Source organism: Erwinia sp. JH02, assembly GCF_013074405.1.
GTDB lineage: Bacteria > Pseudomonadota > Gammaproteobacteria > Enterobacterales > Enterobacteriaceae > Erwinia > Erwinia rhapontici.
In genome coordinates this window covers 61,918-79,768 of record NZ_JABANZ010000007.1, presented here as the reverse complement: position 1 = coordinate 79,768, position 17,851 = coordinate 61,918, and the positions used below count along the sequence as shown (strand labels likewise).

Genomic DNA, 17,851 nt, shown 5'->3' with positions numbered 1-17,851 from the left:
TCACGATCAGTAAATAAATACTTTAAATATAACCGAAACAATTAACAACCAGCAAGGAATTGAGAAATAAAATATATCTTTATTTTTCTTGCTGGAATTCACATAGAGCAGAACTATTAGCACCATGAGTATTATGGAAATATAGGAAACTTGCAGAGGAACACTTCCGTTTGCAACAACAAAAGAAAAATACAACATAATGCTGGATACAATTTTAAAGAGTTTTATCTCCTTGGTGAAGGCAATAACACCAACACACAAAAACATTAAAGAAATTATTTCAGCCATTTCATTTCTCCTTCCTTGAAAAATTATTTTCATATTATCATTGTTGTTTTGTTTTTGTAAGAAAAATAAAATTAATGCAATAATTTTATTTACCTACCAGTTCCCTGCAAGATGACTAAGCTCTATCCATCCTGATGACAGTGACCAGCCCCACTATTGGTTATTCCCGCCGTGTCGGTTGCGCGCGAATATACTGCCAAAACCGTTCAGCGGAAAGGTTCAGCCTGGAGCCGGAACGGTAAACATAGGCACTGATCCCGAGGGAAACAGAAGGGTCCATAATTGCCAGTTTTCCCTGGCTGAGTTCCTCTTTTATTGAGTACTGCGGTAACCAGCCCACACCCTGCCCGTTAACGATCATACGCTTTAACAGCTCACTCATCGACGAGACAAAACGCAGCGTAAAAGTGTCCTCAGACAATGTGTCGATCACCTGGTTAACCTGCCGTCCCATATAGCTGTCGGTAGCGTATTTCATTAACGGCAAAATATCGTGGCTCAGGGAGTACAACGGCTGACCATCATCATCGCAGGGGGTGACCAGATGGAGATGAGAATCAAAAATCTTGTGATGAACAAAGGGATAGTTCATTAACTCTTCGTTATAAAAACTCAGAATAAAATCACATTTTCCCTCTTTCAGGTTATAGACCGCATCATTCACATTAATCGATTCCACATAGTGGATGCGCTCATTACTGTCGTTGTATCCGGCAATCATTTCGGGCAGCCACAGCACGGAAAGAGAGGGCGCGGCATCGATCTTGATGCTCTGCCGGAGGTTATCTAACCCTTTGATGCGGTTGAGCTGAAAATCCATATCGTCCAGCATATTGCGCGCATAGCCGATGAAGTTTTTACCCTGTTGCGTCAGCTGTAACGGGTTTTTGCTGCGATCAAAAATCATAAAACCCAGCGCGGATTCCAGCGACTGTATGCGTCGGCTAAACGATGACTGTGAGATGTTCCTTTTCTCCGCCGCCAGGGTAAAGCTCCGGCTCTCTTCCAGTGCAATCACATCATAAAACCATTTCACTTCAAGGTTACCGATCACCGCTGTCCGTCTCCCGCATCGCAAAAATAGTATGCAAATTTTGCATCCAGAATAGAAATTATGCAATTAAAGCATCTGTTATCCGGTGCTAGTATCCGTGGAATAGTTCGCAACAAACCATTAACTCATCCTCAGCCCCTAAATAGTCAGGTATCTCATGTCCAGCACTGCATCCCTTAACACAGCCTTGTCAGACCTTGGAATCACCGACCTCCAGGACGTGATTTACAACCCCAGCTATGAACTGCTGATGGCGCATGAAACCGCGGCGGACTTAGTGGGCTGGGAACGCGCAACCATTACCGCCTCCGGTGCAGTAGCCGTGGATACCGGGGAATTCACCGGACGTTCACCGCGTGATAAATACATCGTGCGCGATGCACTGACCGAAGATAACGTCTGGTGGTCGGATGCCGGTCAGGGCCGCAACGATAATCATCCTCTCTCACCTGCCGTCTGGTCAGAGCTGCGTGCACTGGTCTCCACGCAGCTGTCAGGTAAAAAACTCTACGTTGTCGATGCCTGGTGTGGTGCGAATAAAGACTCGCGACTGGCAGTGAGGGTGGTGACCGAGGTCGCCTGGCAGGCACATTTCGTGAAGAACATGTTCATTGTCCCTTCCGCAGAAGAGCTGGCGAACTTTACCCCTGACTTCACCGTGATGAACGGCTCCAAGTGCACCAACAGCCAGTGGCAGGCTCAGGGGATGAACTCTGAAAACTTTGTGGCCTTCAACCTCACCGAGAAAATCCAGCTTATCGGCGGCACCTGGTACGCGGGTGAAATGAAAAAAGGTCTGTTCTCGGTGATGAACTACCTGCTGCCACAGCGTGGCATCGCCTCGATGCACTGCTCTGCTAACCGCGGCGCTGAGGGTGATGTCGCTCTGTTCTTCGGCCTGTCAGGCACCGGGAAAACCACGCTTTCCACCGATCCACTGCGCGAGTTGATTGGTGATGATGAACATGGCTGGGATGCCGAGGGCGTGTTCAACTTCGAAGGTGGTTGCTATGCCAAAACCATCAACCTCAGTGAAGCCGCAGAGCCGGAGATCTACCGCGCTATTCGTCAGGATGCGTTGCTGGAAAACGTGGTGCTCAAAGAGGATGGAACCGTCGATTACGCGGATGGCAGCAAAACCGAGAACACCCGCGTGTCCTACCCCCTCTCGCACATTGAGAATATTGTCAGGCCGGTGTCCGCCGCAGGTCACCCGTCGAAGGTGATTTTCCTTGCCGCTGATGCCTTCGGCGTACTGCCTCCGGTCTCACGCCTGACCCGCGAACAGATGAAGTATCACTTCCTGTCTGGGTTTACCTCAAAATTAGCCGGAACAGAACGCGGCATCACCCAGCCGACACCGACGTTCTCGGCCTGCTATGGCGCGGCGTTTTTAATGCTGCCGCCAACGTGCTATGCCAGCGTGCTGGAAGAAAAAATGAATGAGACTCAGGCGGAAGCCTGGCTGGTTAACACCGGATGGAATGGCGCAGGCAAGCGCCTGTCACTGCGGGATACGCGCACTATCATCAACGCGATCCTGAACGGCACCATTGAGCAAAATGATAGCCAGTTGCCGATCTTTGGGCTGACCATCCCGGCGCAGGTGCCGGGTGTTGACGATGCGCTGCTCGACCCACGTAATGGCTGGGAAAGCGCAGAAGCGTGGCAGCAGGCAGCCGAAAAATTAGCCCAGCTGTTTGTCGCGAATTTTGAGCAGTACACCCGCACGGAAGAGGGTGCACGCATCGCCCAGGCAGGCCCGACCACATAACAGGTGAAACCGGCATTGAGGCTTTTTTCTGCCTCAATGCCGATAACTGACTAAAAACGGATCTCTTGCGTCGTCAGCAGCTGCACAAATGGCCCCGACAGCGTCGCGTTATGATGGGCAATAATCTGCTCTGCCGTTAACACCGCATTATCCGTGGTGCTGTGAGCATCGCTTACCAGCACCACCTCAAATCCCCGATCTGCCGCCGCCCGACACGTGGTATCCACGCAATATTCGGTCTTCATCCCCACGATCACCAGCCGTTTTATTCCGGCATTCTGTAGCCAGGCCAGTAACGGCGTGTCGGCAAAACAGCTCGGACGCGTTTTGTTAAAACAGCGGTCAGAATCCAGCAGTGGCAGTTCAGGTGCGATTTGCCAGAGTTCACTGCCTGCGGCAATCGGTGAACCCGCCGGGCCGGTGTGCTGGGCAAAAAACAGCGGTATCTGCTGCGCGCGCGCCGATGTGATCAAATAGGAAACGTGATCCAGCAACTGTGCTTTGTTATGGGGCACCTGCGGGCCGTGCAGTAAACCTGCCTGCATATCGATCACGAGCAACGCGGAGGCGTCAGACATGGCATTTCTCCTTTATTCTGGCTTCAGTTGAACCGGCAACAACGGAGAACAATGCAGCCCCGTCGGTAACCGGCGGGAGGGGAAAGGTTTGCTAACTACTCAGCCACGCAAACTCGCCACTCTCCGCCAGAAGCGGTGGTGGTGGTCGTGATGGTGAGGAACAGCTGAGTATTTTGCATAGCAGACAGACTCGCGCAGGACGCACGATGATGCAATATTTTTATAAAGTGATTATCAGAAGAGGTGATAACCATCGGTCAAATCCCTGACCGACGCGTTATCGAGGGTGTTCGGTGCAGCCGGCGCTTAAAGAACAGCGCCTGGCGGTACGTGTTTGAAGGTGTCGACATAAACCCGGAACACGTATTTGAAGAATTTTTTCATGATGACCTGTTTGCAGCTTTTGTTGAAAATCGCTAAAAAATTATACATGCCGCGCGTTTTTCAGGCAATATTTTATGAGCCAGATCACAAAATTGAGTTAATTATGCCGATAAAAAGGTAAACCGTTGCTAAACGGCAAACCCGGCCCGGGATGAAATCCCGACTTGCTGCGCAATTTTTTCCAATATTTCTGCAAGATGCCTGATGATAATGGCGGCCTCACTCATCCTGGATCGGACGCCAATGCCCTTCTCTAATGGTTTTCTCCTCAGTCTTTCCCTGTGCCTGGATATCGGCATCGCCAACATTGCGATGATCACCCTGGCGATGCAGCGCGGTTTTTTCCATGGCTTCTGGCTGGGGATCGGCACCTGCGTGGGCGATCTGATCTATGCGATCCTCGCGATGGCCGGAATGGCGGTGCTGCTGCAGTTCACTCCGGTACGCTGGGTATTGTGGATCGGCGGCTCCCTGATCCTGCTGTGGTTTGCCTGGAAGATGGTGCAAAGCGCCCTGCGCCCGACCGCAGAACTGAGCGCCGGGGATATCGGTGAAGCACTGAGTCTGCGCCAGAATTTTTTCCGTGGCATCTTCCTTGCCATGTCCTCACCCACGGCAATCCTGTGGTTTGCCGCCGTCGGCGGGGCGTTGATTTCGCGGATGAGCAGCAACGGCACCGCGGCTTCAGGCTGGTTCCTGAGCGGATTTTTCCTTGCAGGCGTTGTCTGGACGGCCGTGCTGTGCACGGTGGGCAGCGTGGGCGGACGGATGCTGGGGGCAAAGATGCTACGCTGGTCGTACATCGCGTCAGCGGTGATTTTCTGCTACTTCGCGGGTTACGTTATCCTTTCCGGTTACCGTGAATTTATCGGCTGAAGATACGCAGATAGTGATGCGGCGTAATGCCCATCATCTTCCGAAAGCTGTTAATAAAATGGCTCTGATCGTAGAAACCCAGCCGGTGCGCCACATCCAGCGCACTGTGCTGGTGCCGTAGCAGGTTACGCGCTGCCAGCAGGCGCAGCTGCATATGATATTGCAACGGCGCAATGCCGATCTGCTGGCGAAACTGACGCACAAAATGATATTTACTCAGCCCGGCGGCGGCGGCCAACTCATCCAGCGTCATCTTCATCGTCAGATTGTCACGCATGCACTCCAGCGCCCGCCCGATGGTGACGGGTGCCAGCGGGGTCTCCTCCCCATGGCTGTGTTTCAGCAGTTGGCTGGTCAGCCACAGCAGGTTTTGCTGCTGAACCTGCTCTTCATCCGGCGACAACACATAACCACATATCGCCGCGAACAATGCGGGATCGCGCAGCACCCCTTCCCGCAGGATCGGCAGTGATCGATCGGTGAGATCGGCAAAAACCTGTTGCGGTAAATGAATGCTAAAAAACTCAACCGGCTCGGCTCCAAACTGCGAAGACTGGAGCGTTTCAGGGTTATAAATGGTGATATCCCCGGCATGAACTGACAGGGTTTGCTGATGGAGGCTGAGGGTTTCAATGCCGCTGAGATTCGCACTGATGACATATTCTTCGTGGGTGTGCAGCGGGAAGGCCGCATGACTGGCGGTCAGATGTGAACATTCAATGTGATTACGGCTGTTCCAGTCGACTACCGATAACGCCATACCCACTCCGCCCCAGAAAGAGGCCGGAATTTCTGTTTACCGGCCCAGATGTTCAATCAAAATACTACAGCCGATACCAATGAGCACTACGCCGCCGAAAATTTCTGCCCATTTTCCCATCACCGGGCCAAGGAAGCGCCCCAGCAGAATACCCGCAGAGGCCATGACCATGGTGGAAAAACCAATCGCCAGCGCAGTGGTGACGATATTCACCTGCAAGAAGGCCAGGCCGACGCCGACTGCCATAGCATCCAGGCTGGTGGCGACAGCCGTACAGGCCAGCAGCCAGAAACCGTGGCTGGTTGGCGCTTCTTCTGGTTTGCACTCTTTCTTACGCACACCTTCAACGATCATCCGGCTGCCAAGAATAAACAGCAGTCCGAAGGCCACCCAGTGGTCCCACGCCATGATGTACTGGCTGGCAGCCAGACCAATCGCCCAACCAATCAGCGGTGTCAGTGCTTCAATCACACCGAAGATCAAACCGGTACGCAGTGCTTCTTTCAGGCTGGGGCGATGCAGACTGGCCCCTTTGCCGATAGCGGCCGCAAAGGCATCCATCGACATAGCAAAAGCCAGAATAAGAGTGGCGTATAGGTTCATTGTATTTATCCGGTCTGAAACCGCAGTTGCGTTCCAGTTCGTTAAAACATCAGCTTATGTTGGAAAAATAATCACAAGCTCGTTCAAGTGAAGCGCATCCTAGCACGCTAATCGCCAGAAAAAAAGACAGTAAAATCAGGGATTTGAGTATAGCCTTGGCTATACTTTTTAACGATTGCTATTTTAGCGGGGAAAATGTGGGCGAAAACTCTAAAAGAATTACCGTCTTACAAAAAGTGTAGGGATATACATCCCTGCGGGGGTTGGGGGATATTTCGCCACTTTTCAGCATCAATATCCCCACCTCATATGTCCTGAATAATTGGCGCTGGATCAAGGCGGTAAATAAATGCATCCCGATGAGCTGACTTAAGTCAGTGACTCGGGTAAGTGCATGCAACCAACGCAGAGCCAGCGTCAAGTATGACGGACATTACCAGACGCGGAAAACACGTCCGGTATCGATTCCCTCTACACTACGGCGATAGGCCAGTGCCACACGGCTTGCCGCTGCGCTTTCAAAACCGGGGAAGAACGGGCCGTAGCTTTCCAGCGATTCGGTTAAGACCGTTGGGCTGACGGCGTTAATGCGCAACCCGTTCAGTTCATTGGCCGCCGCCAGTACAAAGCCTTCCAGCGCGGCATTGACGGCGGTGGCATTGACCCCAGTGCGGATCGGCTGCTGGGCCAGAATCCCCGTTGTCAGCGTGAAGGAACCGCCGGGATTGACGAATGCCTGGCCGATCAGCACCAGCCGCACCTGCCCCATCAGCTTGTCCTGTAGCCCGCTGTTAAACTGTTCACTGCTCATGTCAGCCAGCGGGCCAAAGTGGACACCGCCTGCCGCTGAGATCACCGCATCTACCTTACCCGTTTGGGCAAACAGCGCTTTGACACTCTCCTCACGTGTAAGATCGACTTGAAAATCGCCCCGGGTTTTCCCCACGCGAATGACCTGATGGTCGCGCCCCAACTCCTGCACAATGCCCTGACCCACCGTACCTGATGCGCCAATCACTAAAATTTTCATGTTGTGTCTCCTGCCTGATGAATGAGTCCGGTCAGTGTGACGCAGTGCAGTTGCGGGATAAATGCGCGATACTTTCGGGAACTCCAAACCCAGAGTTTGCAATCATGGATAAATTACGCAGCATTGAAGCCTTTATCTGCGCTGTTGAGAGCGGCAACTTCAGCGAAGCCGCGCGGCGGCTGGATATCACCGCCGTGATGGTCGGTAAACATGTTCGCCAGTTGGAAACCGCGCTGAATACCCGCCTGTTGCAGCGAAACACCCGACGCCAGCATCTGACAGAAGCCGGAGAACGTTACTTCCAGCAGTGCAAACAGGCACTGGTCCTGCTCAGGGAAGCGGATGAAAGCGTGGAAAATATGAAGCAGACGCCGTCCGGCTTGCTGCGTATCAGCGCCCCGCTCAATCTGGGGGCCAGCGCTATCGCGACCGTCGTCACCGGCTATCAGTTACGTTATCCACAGGTGAAGATCGCGCTGGATCTCAACGACCGCTTTGTCGATCTGATTGCCGAAGGGTTTGATTTTGCCATCCGTATCGGGGGGCTGAAGCATAATGAACCGCTGGTTGCCCAGTTTCTTGGAGAGTATCAGATGGTGGTGTGCGCAGCGCCGGACTATCTGGCACAACAAGGCACGCCACAAACGCCCGGAGATCTGCATCGGCACCGCTGCCTCGCCAATATGGCATGGAATAAGAATAACGCCTGGCAGTGGGGCGATGTCACCTGGCCTTTCGACAACAGCTTTACCTGTAACGATGGTCAGGCGCTGCGTCAGGCGGCGCTGGCCGGTGCCGGGCTGATACTGCAACCGCGTATTCTGCTGGCGCAGGATATTGCTGCGGGTCGGCTGGTGCCATTGCTGCAACAGTGGCAACCGGCCAGTCGCCCGATTAATCTGCTGTGGCGCCAGGACCTCAGCCCGTCGGAAAAACGTAGCAGCTTTGTGCGCTGGATGCGTGAGCAAGTGCCCGCAGCCCTGGTGGTTAATGATTGAAGACGGTCTGGGATTAACAGAAAATAGCCGCAACTGACTAACACGGAATTGTGATGAAAAACCCGTTTGAAACTTTCCTGATGCCAATGAGCGCCCTGCTGCTCGGCTTCCTCTCTGCGCTGCTGCTGCCTGCGCCTTCATTCGGTCTGACGCTGGCACGCAGGCTGGTAGAGATGTTCCACCTGGCAGATATCGGCCAGCTGTATACGCTGGTGTTCTGCCTGTGGTTCCTGCTGCTGGGCGTGATTGAGTTTTACATCATCCGCTTTATTTACGTGCGGTTTATTCGCCCGTAAAAAAAATGGGCCGATCTTCTGTTTCGGTCGGCCCGTTCAACAAAAGAACTATGGAAAGAACTCATGTAACATTTTCTCTTTTCCCAGCGTAAAGACCAAGAAATCAGATTCTTTAAACTTATTTTCTTTAATTAGTTCGTGTCTTAACGCTTCAAATCTTTTGTCATCCATAAAAAACAGGGCACTGATATAGTCTGAATCAATAGCATTGTTTTCTTCAGACAGAGCAATAACTTTTTTATAGCACCCCTCGTCTCTTTTCTCTAGCCGTTCCTGCAACATACACTGAGTGAGTAAGTTAGTCCGCGTGAGGTTTTTCTTGTTCATCGCACGGAGATATTTCAACCCTTCTTCATAATGTTTTTCTGCAATCAGATTATTGATATACATATTTCTGATGGTGATATTTCCTGGGTTTTCATCCATTAATTCTTTAAAAGAAGAGAAGATTTTATTCTTCTCTTCTTCATCTGAAAAAATCATTTTTTTCGTGAGTTCAACGGCTTCCTGGGTGGGTTCATCTCTGGATAAAGAACCATCCTTCGCTGATGCACAAGAGCAAAGAAAGACCATCACAAAGATAAATAAAACAAAAAAAACCGAAGAGTCAATTTTGCTTTTCATAAGAATCCATATTGAATTTATTTAATGAAATACGTTGAGTCATGTCTAAGGGAAAAGGCCTTACTGTTCCTGTATAACCCGTATCTAAAACATATCCCGCCTGTACTTCTAAAATTGGATGTATGTTTTTCTTATATGGAATTATAAAAATCGAACTACCGATAAGTATTTCATCTAAACCGAGGGAAAATGATTTACCTTTGGTATAAAGTATATATTTATTATGATTAACATTATTTTTTACTGTACACCAGGGTATGACTTTCCCTGACCCGTGAGTAAAACGAAATGATTTTATCGGCATTATATCCCTCTTGTTTTTCATCTTCCATAAGAGGGCTCAGGTTGATTTCTTTTTATTCAGTCGTCAAGTTCAGTCCATTGTATTAATGAAAAATGGATAAAACCCGAGGTGCCGGTACAAATCATCGGAACGGGGCGACCGGAAAAATGGTCTTCATTACGGTGGGTGCAAACTATCGGTTCGCGGCAACCTGGATTCTGTAGGGGCGGACCTTCTCTTTCGGTCCGCCCGTTTTATTTATCCGCTAAATATCATCGCAATACTGCTGGAAAAAATCAGCAATCCAACGAAAAACAGCACGATAGCCGTAACGGCATTCGAATTTTTCATGATCTCTTCTCCTCAGAACCACTGACCGAAACGGCGCATATAAAGACGTTTCATGCCCTGCGTCACCAGGCAGTAGCCCAGCAGTGTCGCCAGCAGCCACGGGAAGTAATTCCACGGCAATGGCACCAGCCCCACCGCATGGCCCAGCGGTGAGAAGGGAATCAAAATACCCAGCGCCATAACCAGTCCGGTCATCAGCATCACCGGCAACGCGGCGCGGCTCTGAATAAACGGAATTTTCTGCGTGCGCAGCATATGCACCACCAGCGTCTGCGACAGCAACCCTTCAACAAACCAGCCAGACTGGAACAGCGCCTGCGCCTCAACGCTGTTCGCGGCAAAGACATGCCACATCAGCCAGAAGGTGGTGATATCGAAGATCGATGAAGTGGGCCCCATCCACAGCATAAAGCGACCGATATTCTTCGCATCCCACTGACGCGGTTTACGCAGAAACTCCTTGTCCATCTTGTCCCACGGCAGCGCCAGCTGGGACAGGTCATACATCAGGTTCTGCAAGAGCAGATGAATCGCCATCATCGGCAGAAACGGAATAAAGGCGCTGGCCACCAGCACGGAGAACACGTTGCCGAAGTTGGAGCTGGCGGTCATATTCAGGTACTTGATGATGTTGCCAAACGTCTCGCGGCCTTTGATCACCCCCTGTTCCAGCACCAGCAGGCTTTTCTCCAGAAGAATGATGTCTGCTGACTCCTTGGCGATGTCAGTTGCACTGTCGACGGAAATCCCGACATCCGCCGCGCGCAGCGCCGGGGCATCGTTAATCCCATCACCGAGGAAACCCACGGTGTGCCCGTTACCTTGCAGCGCCTGCAACACGCGCGTTTTCTGCTGCGGGCTGAGACGGCAGAACAGGGTTCTCTGCTCTACCAGACGTGCCAGCTCAGCATCACTGATACGCGCAAGCTCACTGCCGCACAGCGGCTCCCCCGGCTCCAGCCCCACGTCCCGGCAAATTTTGCTGGTGATCACTGCGTTATCCCCGGTCAGTACTTTGACCGTCACACCCTGTTCATGCAGTGCGGCTATCGCGGCAGCCGCACTCTCTTTCGGCGGGTCGAGGAACGTCAGCAGGCCAGTAATGACCAGTTCACGTTCATCGGCGGCGCTGAGCTGAGTGATTAGCGAGTGCTCACTTATCTGGCGAGTTGCCACCAACAGCACACGGAAGCCCTGCTGGTTATAGTCCGCTGCTAACTGCCGAATCTGACGGCATGTTGCTTCATCCAGTGGACGCACTTCTCCTTCATCCTGCCACCAGGCTGACACCGCCAGCATCTCCTCCACCGCCCCTTTACAAATCAGGGTCTGCTGGCCATCGTCTGCGACCAGCACCGACAGGCGGCGGCGTTCAAAATCAAACGGCAGTTCATCGATTTTACGAAAGCGCCACAGCCCACTGACGGCAGCGTTACCCTGGCTGAACCCGAGTACTGCGCGGTCCATCAGATTTTTTACCCCGGTCTGATGACGGCTGTTAAGCCAGGCCAGTTGCAGTACGCCATCATCACTGTTGCCCCGCACATTGAGGTGCCCGGCGAGAATGATTTTGTCCTGGGTTAAGGTGCCGGTTTTATCACTGCATAACACATCCATCGCCCCCAGGTTCTGGATAGCATTCAGACGCTTCACTACCACTTTGCGTTTCGACAGGGCAATCGCCCCTTTCGCCAGATTGGAACTGACAATCATTGGCAGCATTTCTGGCGTCAGGCCAACGGCGACAGCCAGCGCAAACAGCAGCGCATCGCTCCAGTCGCCTTTGGTGTAGCCATTAATCAGCAAGACCACCGGGACCATCACCAGCATAAAACGGATAAGTAACCAACTGACACTGTTGACGCCACGGTCGAAGGAGGTTTGTGGGCGCTCACCGACCAGCGACTTCGCCAGGGAACCAAACCAGGTCTGATTGCCCGTTGCCACCACTACCGCCGTCGCACTGCCGCTGGCCACATTGGTACCCATCAGGCAGATACCGGGCTGGCTCAGCAAATCTTGCTCATCGGCCAGCGGGCTGGCGCGATGAAGATGACTGTGGCTGTCGTATTTCTCGATCGGCAACGCTTCACCGCTCAGCGCCGCCTGGCTGACAAACAGGTCGCGTGAGGAGAGCAGCCGCACGTCTGCCGGGATCATATCGCCTGCTGATAACAGCACGATGTCGCCTGGAACCACCTCCTGCAGCGGCACCTCAATGCTGACCGCTTCACTGTCGGCATGGCTGCGGCGCTGTACCGTAGCGGTGGTGCTGACCAGCGATTTCAGGGCTTCTGTGGCTTTATTGGTGCGATATTCCTGCCAGAAGCGCAGCAATCCACTGAGACTAATCATCACCAGCATAATGATGGCACCGGTCAAATCGGTCTCTTCTCCCCGGCGTAGCGGGAGGATGTAGTCGGTCAGCACGCTGATGGCCGCCAGCACCATCAGGATCCAGATAAACGGATTATTAAACGCCTGCAACAGCTGGGTCAGCGCTGCCGGGGCATTATCACTGGCGATTTGGTTGGCGCCGTACTGCTGTAACCGTGCCGCCGCCTCTTCACGGGTGAGGCCCTGGCGTTGGGTATTAAGACGAGCGAGGGTGTGATCCTGGCTCTGGGTGGCCGCGCTGGCGATCGCCAGGTCACGTGCCATTTTCAGGTTGCTCTGGTGCATTTTCATCATGCCATTCCTTGAACAAAGGTGTTTCACACGCAGGCATAGCACGCCTGCACACGAGGATTTTTTATTGATTCAGGGGGGAGGCGACGGGCAGGATGAACAGCAGGCTGGAATTATTTCCGCACGCGCCTCCTGTTATCACACCACTGCCTCTCTCGGGACGGAGGTTCTTTCATCGTTATACTCCTGTGTGGGGTTAAATCGCCTGGTCTGGCGCTATCCGCCAGTGCACCGCACTGACACTCTTTTCCAGACTGATGCGGCAGACAATACTTTCAATCTCCCGCTGCGCGGCGGGAAATGCCATCACGTCAGCGCTCACTTCCAGATGACCCGGGCGGGCGATATCCGCGCTGTATAGCGACTGCAGGCGCAGCGCCATTCCATTCAGCGCCTGCAGGATCAGCGTGCGCACCAAAATTTCATCTTCACTGCCGCACACAATCTGAATGCGGTAGCGCTGCTCCGGTTCATGCTCTGTCGCGCTGGGCCGGGTATTGATACGCTGGGCCGCTTCACGCAGCAGGATATTGGCGCATAGCAGCACCAGGGTTGCTGCGGTGGCATTGGCAAACTGCCCAAGACCGCACAGCACGCCCACTCCCGCAGAGCACCACAGCGTTGCTGCCGTGTTCAGCCCGGAGATGTTCATTCCCTGGCGCATAATGACGCCGGCACCTAAAAAACCGATACCGGAAACAATCTGTGCGGCGATACGCCCAGGGCTGTCCGGCGAGGTGCTGACCGAACTGAGAATAAAAATAGCCGCACCGGTGGCTACCAGCGCATTGGTACGCAGGCCAGCCATACGCTGTCGCCACTGGCGCTCGGCACCAATAATCGCCCCCAGCGCTACCGCCAGGGTCAAATGCAGGATAAAAGGAGTCCATGTCATCTTTGTCGTTCTCATTGTCGTCTCACGACGGGAATTGAGATGCGCACAGGCGCACCGGTTGCACAGGAATTAACGCAGGCAGCCCGGAGGAAAAAGATGATGACGTTGTGGTGTGAAAACAAAAAAGCGCATACGCAATCCCAGTCCGGCCACAGGCTGGACATCTTAAAGTTCTTTATACGGGATGCTACTGCTCTGAGAAGAGAGGAAACATAGCCCGCCGATTAACGGCAGGCGCACAACGGAGTGGGCCTGCCTTTATAACGCGTGAGTTACAGGGTGACTGTCCAATTGTGTGCTCCTGAGAAGAAAGTGACGAGATTCTATTCCGCCGAAACCAGGTTGTAAACCGTGCTGATAGTTTCCTTTCTAAACCTTTTATCAACAATACTAAGAATCTCCTTATCTGCCAGGTCGCCACCTGAGGAGGTAGCCAGTTGAAAATCTCGATACCTGGTGATTAATTCGCCAAAGAACAGCATTAATGGCTGAGACATAACTTTAATTTGGCTATTTTGCAGTGATTCACGCCAGAAATAGTCGATTTCACCCTGCCATCCACCCGCAAATATCGCGGAATGAAAATTATCCTCTTTTCGCTGGATTAACCCGCCTTTTCGGTGCTTTTTCGTCATTGAATGCGGCTTTGCCTGTGCGTAAGATTCGTTGTTACGCCGTTTACATTCACATTCAAATAAGAAAAATTTATGCAAGCTTCCATCGCGCCATCCATCGACACCGATCCCAACGCCACGCCCGTCAACTCTCGCGGTAAAGTCGTTATTGCTTCACTGGTCGGCACTGCTATCGAATTCTTCGATTTCTATATTTATGCTACTGCCGCGGTAATCGTGTTCCCGCATATCTTCTTCCCACAGGGTGATGCCACCGTTGCCACGCTGCAGTCACTGGCCACCTTCGCCATTGCCTTTATCGCGCGCCCTATCGGTTCAGCGGTGTTTGGCCACTTTGGTGACCGTGTCGGGCGTAAAGTGACGCTGGTCGCCTCGCTGCTGACCATGGGAATTTCAACCGTGGCGATCGGCCTGCTGCCGAGCTATGAAACGATTGGCGTGTTTGCCCCCCTGCTGCTGGCGCTGGCACGTTTTGGTCAGGGTCTGGGACTGGGCGGCGAATGGGGCGGTGCTGCACTGCTGGCCACGGAAAACGCTCCGGCGAAAAAACGCGCCCTGTATGGCTCCTTCCCGCAGCTTGGCGCGCCGATTGGCTTTTTCTTTGCCAACGGCACCTTCCTGCTGCTCTCCTGGCTGCTGACCGACGAACAGTTTATGAGCTGGGGCTGGCGCGTGCCGTTTATCCTCTCAGCGGTATTAGTGCTGATCGGCCTGTATGTGCGCGTCTCATTGCATGAGTCACCGGTTTTCGCCAAAGTACAGAAAGAGAAGAAACAGGTGAAAGTGCCGATTGGCACCCTGTTCAGCAAGCATCTGGGTACCACCATTATTGGTACATTCATCATGCTGGCAACCTACACCCTGTTCTATATCATGACCGTCTACTCCATGACCTACGGCACCACGCCCGCGCCTAACGGACTGGGTATTCCACGTAATACTTTCCTGTGGATGCTGATGCTGGCGGTGATTGGTTTTGGCATCATGGTGCCGATTGCCGGGCTGCTGGCCGACCGCTTTGGTCGCCGCAGGACGATGATCGTCATTACCCTGATTATTATCGGCTTTTCGATGATCTTCCCCTCGATGCTGGGTTCCGGTAATCAGATGCTGATTATGGCTTTCCTGGTCTGTGGCCTGAGCATTATGGGGCTGACTTTCGGACCGATGGGCGCACTGTTACCGGAGCTGTTCCCGACCGAAGTCCGTTATACCGGAGCATCGTTCTCCTATAACGTGTCGTCGATTCTGGGTGCATCCATCGCGCCATATATTGCCACCTGGTTAGCGCACACTTACGGGCTGTTCTATGTCGGCGTTTACCTGGCGTCGATGGCCTGCCTGACGCTGATTGCGCTGATCCTGTGCAAAGAAACCCGTCACGAATCGTTGTTTGATTGATATTGCCTGATGGCGGGTCGGGCATGCCCGACCCCTACAACGGATCCAGGGGCGAGGCATAGGCACAGACCGACCACATGCCTCGCCCGTATCGATGACCGTAGGGGCGAGGCATGGGTACAGACCGACCACATGCCTCGCCCGTATCGATGACTGTAGGGGCGAGGCATGCCTCGCCCGTGTCAATGATTGTAGCGGTGAGGTCTGCCTCGTCCTTATCAATATCCGCCCTGCACGACGTTATTTCCCACTTTTCATCTGCTGCAATACGCGGCTGCATTGATTATCGTCGTTGTCACTCGGTGAGATCAGCGCCAGCAGCGCCGCTGCCGGGGCCACCACGGCACCTAATGCCACCGCCGCCGCACCACGAGCAATCAGTGGCCCGGGTTTCACACCGGCATCGGGATTTTTAAAGGTGCCACGCACATACAGCGGTGAGCGCAGCGTGATAATCCTGATGCCTTTGCTGTCCGGGTTAATCGACAGATCCAGCCGTTCGTTAGCAAAATTGGTGGTGCCGGTAATATTGATAATCGCGTTTTCAGTATCGAAGACAAACAACCGTGACGAGGCCAGCCCGTTGTTCACCTGAAGATTGGCGGCCGCGCAGTTGATTTTCACTTCATCATCACCAAACAGCTTACCCACCACGTAGTTACCCACGTTCAGACCCACAATTTCCATCAGACTGCGGCTGATCAGGCCATCGTTCATCAGCAGCTTCAGGTCACCGTTGCTGGTTGCCAGCAAATCGGCCACTGAATTACCGCGCCCGCTCAGCGTCGCATCACCGTTCATCTGGCCAAGCGCACTCTGCATCGCTTCCACGCCCGGGAACAGCTGCCGCAGCTTCAGATTGCGGGCATGGAGATCCACGCGTCCCTGCATTGGCGATTTGTCGCCTTCCAGCCGGACGCTGGCATTCAGGTTTCCTCCCGCCATGCCGAAGCGCAGCGGGTCGAGGCGCAGATCGCCGTTTTTCAGGATCAGATGAGTGGAAAGATCGCTGATCGGCAATGAGCTGCTGTGCTCTATGCGCCGACCTTTGAATGTCACATCCGCATCCATCACATCCCAGTTTTTCGTGTCGAACTTATCATGCGGCAGCACGCGATCGGCAGGCTGCGTGGCGGCCTCTCCACGTTGTGCCTTGGCCTTTTCGGTCTTTTCACTGCCTTTACCGGAATTGACGCCAATCAGCGGGCCGAGATCGGCCATACGCAGCTGACGCGACTCCAGCGTCCCTTCCAGCTTAGGTCGGGGTTTGCTCTGACTGTAGGTCAGGGAACCATGAATATCGCTGTCGCCGATATGGCCGTTAAAGCCCTGATAGCGAAACACCGCACCGGCGGCCTGCTGGAAACGCGCCGTCAGATGGCCATCCGTTTCATACGGCGGCGTATCCGGCAGCAGAACGCCCGTCAACCCATAGAGGTTGGCCAGGGTATCACCGGAGAAACGCAGGCGAATATCTACCCCGCCGAGGTTCATCGGGTCCTGCACGGTCCCCGCCACCCGCACGCGCGTGGTGCCACTGCGGATATCAGCCTGAATCGGGAATGGCGTATTCTGGCTGCGTAACGACAGCATGCCGCCCATTTTGCCGTCACCGTTCAGTTTCTCGTTGTTGTACGTCCCGCTGACTCGCCAGCCGAAGACAAAATCTGCCGCCCCTTTTTGCTGGTCGTTGCCTCCTGCCAACTGGGCATAAGGCACCGGTTTACCCAGCGGATCGACGGTGATCTGCACATCCGCCTTATTGATCGCATCACGATAAGCGATGTTCCCCTGGTCAAAAACGATATTATCCAGACGGAACGACCATGCGGAAGGCGGCTGATTTTCCTGTTTTGAGTCACTGCCCGCGAGGTTAAACGTCCAGTTATTTTTGCGGTCGGCCGTTTGCACCAGCTTTGCGGTCGGTTGTTGCAGTTTGATCCACGGCAGATACACCTGCTTACTCAGCAGCGCCAGGGGTGAGAGAGTGGCGTCGATACGCGCCAGATGCAGCATGGTGACATCAGGAATGTCAGGAGGGTTACCCAGCATAATGTCCTGGGCATGGACGTGCGGCCAGGGCACCCAACGACGCCAGCCAGGTTCGCTGCGGTTGCGCTCCCACGCCACACCCAGATCGCCACGAATGGCAAACGGGCGGTTAATCTCGGCAGAAACTTTCTGGTTGATGGTGGGCTTCAGGCGATTCCAGTCGAAGGTGGCGATCACAATGACCATCACCACCACCAACAGCACAAAAATCCCGGCAATCCAGCTAATGACTTTCCCCGTACGCGACATTCGTCGTCTCCTTGATGGCTATCCGTCTCTGG

Annotated in this window: 17 protein-coding genes; 5 read left to right on the top strand and 12 right to left on the bottom strand. The window is 53.4% G+C overall.

Annotated elements, in window-relative coordinates:
* Positions 1-6: 6 nt before the first annotated feature.
* Positions 7-288 carry a hypothetical protein gene (locus tag HHI26_RS18015; protein WP_133844554.1) on the bottom strand — a complete coding sequence of 94 codons (282 nt, stop codon included), beginning with the start codon at positions 286-288 and terminating at the stop codon, positions 7-9.
* A gap of 160 nt (positions 289-448) precedes the next feature.
* On the bottom strand, positions 449-1,342 hold the full coding sequence (locus tag HHI26_RS18010; RefSeq protein WP_167864200.1) for a LysR substrate-binding domain-containing protein: 894 nt from the start codon (positions 1,340-1,342) through the stop codon (positions 449-451).
* 157 nt (positions 1,343-1,499) lie between these two features.
* Here HHI26_RS18010 and pckA point away from each other — a divergent pair, with 157 nt between their 5' ends.
* Positions 1,500-3,116, top strand: a complete 1,617-nt coding sequence (gene pckA / locus HHI26_RS18005; RefSeq protein ID WP_171149463.1) for a phosphoenolpyruvate carboxykinase (ATP) — start codon at positions 1,500-1,502, stop codon at positions 3,114-3,116.
* Positions 3,117-3,166: 50 nt separating this feature from the next.
* Here the strand turns inward: pckA and HHI26_RS18000 are convergent, their stop codons facing one another.
* Positions 3,167-3,694, bottom strand: a complete 528-nt coding sequence (locus HHI26_RS18000; protein WP_171149462.1) for a cysteine hydrolase family protein — start codon at positions 3,692-3,694, stop codon at positions 3,167-3,169.
* Positions 3,695-4,321: 627 nt separating this feature from the next.
* Between HHI26_RS18000 and HHI26_RS17995 the strand changes: the two genes are divergently transcribed.
* A complete protein-coding gene (locus HHI26_RS17995) occupies positions 4,322-4,954 on the top strand; it encodes a LysE family transporter (RefSeq protein ID WP_133844922.1) in 633 nt (210 codons plus the stop codon).
* Here HHI26_RS17995 and HHI26_RS17990 read toward each other — a convergent pair.
* The 3 genes from HHI26_RS17990 to HHI26_RS17980 form a co-directional block, all read right to left on the bottom strand.
* Positions 4,944-5,714, bottom strand: a complete 771-nt coding sequence (locus HHI26_RS17990; protein ID WP_133844562.1) for an AraC family transcriptional regulator — start codon at positions 5,712-5,714, stop codon at positions 4,944-4,946. The genes HHI26_RS17995 and HHI26_RS17990 overlap by 11 nt on opposite strands.
* 36 nt (positions 5,715-5,750) lie before the next feature.
* Positions 5,751-6,317: a manganese efflux pump MntP gene (gene mntP, locus HHI26_RS17985; protein WP_133844564.1), complete on the bottom strand. Its 567-nt coding sequence runs from the start codon at positions 6,315-6,317 to the stop codon at positions 5,751-5,753.
* Between the two features lie 433 nt (positions 6,318-6,750).
* Positions 6,751-7,347 (bottom strand): short chain dehydrogenase, encoded by a 597-nt coding sequence (locus HHI26_RS17980; protein WP_167864199.1) that lies wholly within the window; start codon positions 7,345-7,347, stop codon positions 6,751-6,753.
* Between the two features lie 104 nt (positions 7,348-7,451).
* On the opposite strand from HHI26_RS17980, the gene HHI26_RS17975 reads away from it, so the two are divergent.
* The gene (locus HHI26_RS17975; protein ID WP_171149461.1) at positions 7,452-8,345 is read left to right on the top strand and encodes a LysR family transcriptional regulator; all 894 of its coding nucleotides are present in this window, start codon (positions 7,452-7,454) and stop codon (positions 8,343-8,345) included.
* A 53-nt stretch (positions 8,346-8,398) separates the two neighbouring features.
* Positions 8,399-8,641, top strand: a complete 243-nt coding sequence (locus HHI26_RS17970; protein WP_133844569.1) for a DUF1158 family protein — start codon at positions 8,399-8,401, stop codon at positions 8,639-8,641.
* Positions 8,642-8,689: 48 nt separating this feature from the next.
* Here HHI26_RS17970 and HHI26_RS17965 read toward each other — a convergent pair whose 3' ends face one another.
* From HHI26_RS17965 to HHI26_RS17945, 5 genes are all read right to left on the bottom strand, one after another.
* Positions 8,690-9,265, bottom strand: coding sequence for a hypothetical protein (locus tag HHI26_RS17965; RefSeq protein ID WP_171149460.1), 576 nt, complete (start codon positions 9,263-9,265; stop codon positions 8,690-8,692).
* Positions 9,249-9,569, bottom strand: coding sequence for a hypothetical protein (locus HHI26_RS17960; protein WP_171149459.1), 321 nt, complete (start codon positions 9,567-9,569; stop codon positions 9,249-9,251). Before HHI26_RS17960 ends, HHI26_RS17965 begins: the two co-directional genes overlap by 17 nt.
* A gap of 342 nt (positions 9,570-9,911) precedes the next feature.
* Positions 9,912-12,587 (bottom strand): magnesium-translocating P-type ATPase, encoded by a 2,676-nt coding sequence (mgtA, locus tag HHI26_RS17955; protein ID WP_241008313.1) that lies wholly within the window; start codon positions 12,585-12,587, stop codon positions 9,912-9,914.
* A gap of 196 nt (positions 12,588-12,783) precedes the next feature.
* Positions 12,784-13,482, bottom strand: coding sequence for an MgtC family protein (locus HHI26_RS17950; protein ID WP_133844575.1), 699 nt, complete (start codon positions 13,480-13,482; stop codon positions 12,784-12,786).
* 323 nt (positions 13,483-13,805) lie between these two features.
* Positions 13,806-14,117 carry a hypothetical protein gene (locus HHI26_RS17945; RefSeq protein WP_171149457.1) on the bottom strand — a complete coding sequence of 104 codons (312 nt, stop codon included), beginning with the start codon at positions 14,115-14,117 and terminating at the stop codon, positions 13,806-13,808.
* Positions 14,118-14,189: 72 nt separating this feature from the next.
* On the opposite strand from HHI26_RS17945, the gene HHI26_RS17940 reads away from it, so the two are divergent.
* Entirely contained in the window at positions 14,190-15,518 is a 1,329-nt protein-coding gene (locus tag HHI26_RS17940; protein ID WP_171149456.1) for an MFS transporter, read from the top strand.
* A gap of 240 nt (positions 15,519-15,758) precedes the next feature.
* On the opposite strand, the gene HHI26_RS17935 is transcribed toward HHI26_RS17940, so the two are convergent.
* Positions 15,759-17,819 (bottom strand): AsmA family protein, encoded by a 2,061-nt coding sequence (locus tag HHI26_RS17935; RefSeq protein WP_133844580.1) that lies wholly within the window; start codon positions 17,817-17,819, stop codon positions 15,759-15,761.
* Positions 17,820-17,851 lie beyond the last annotated feature (32 nt).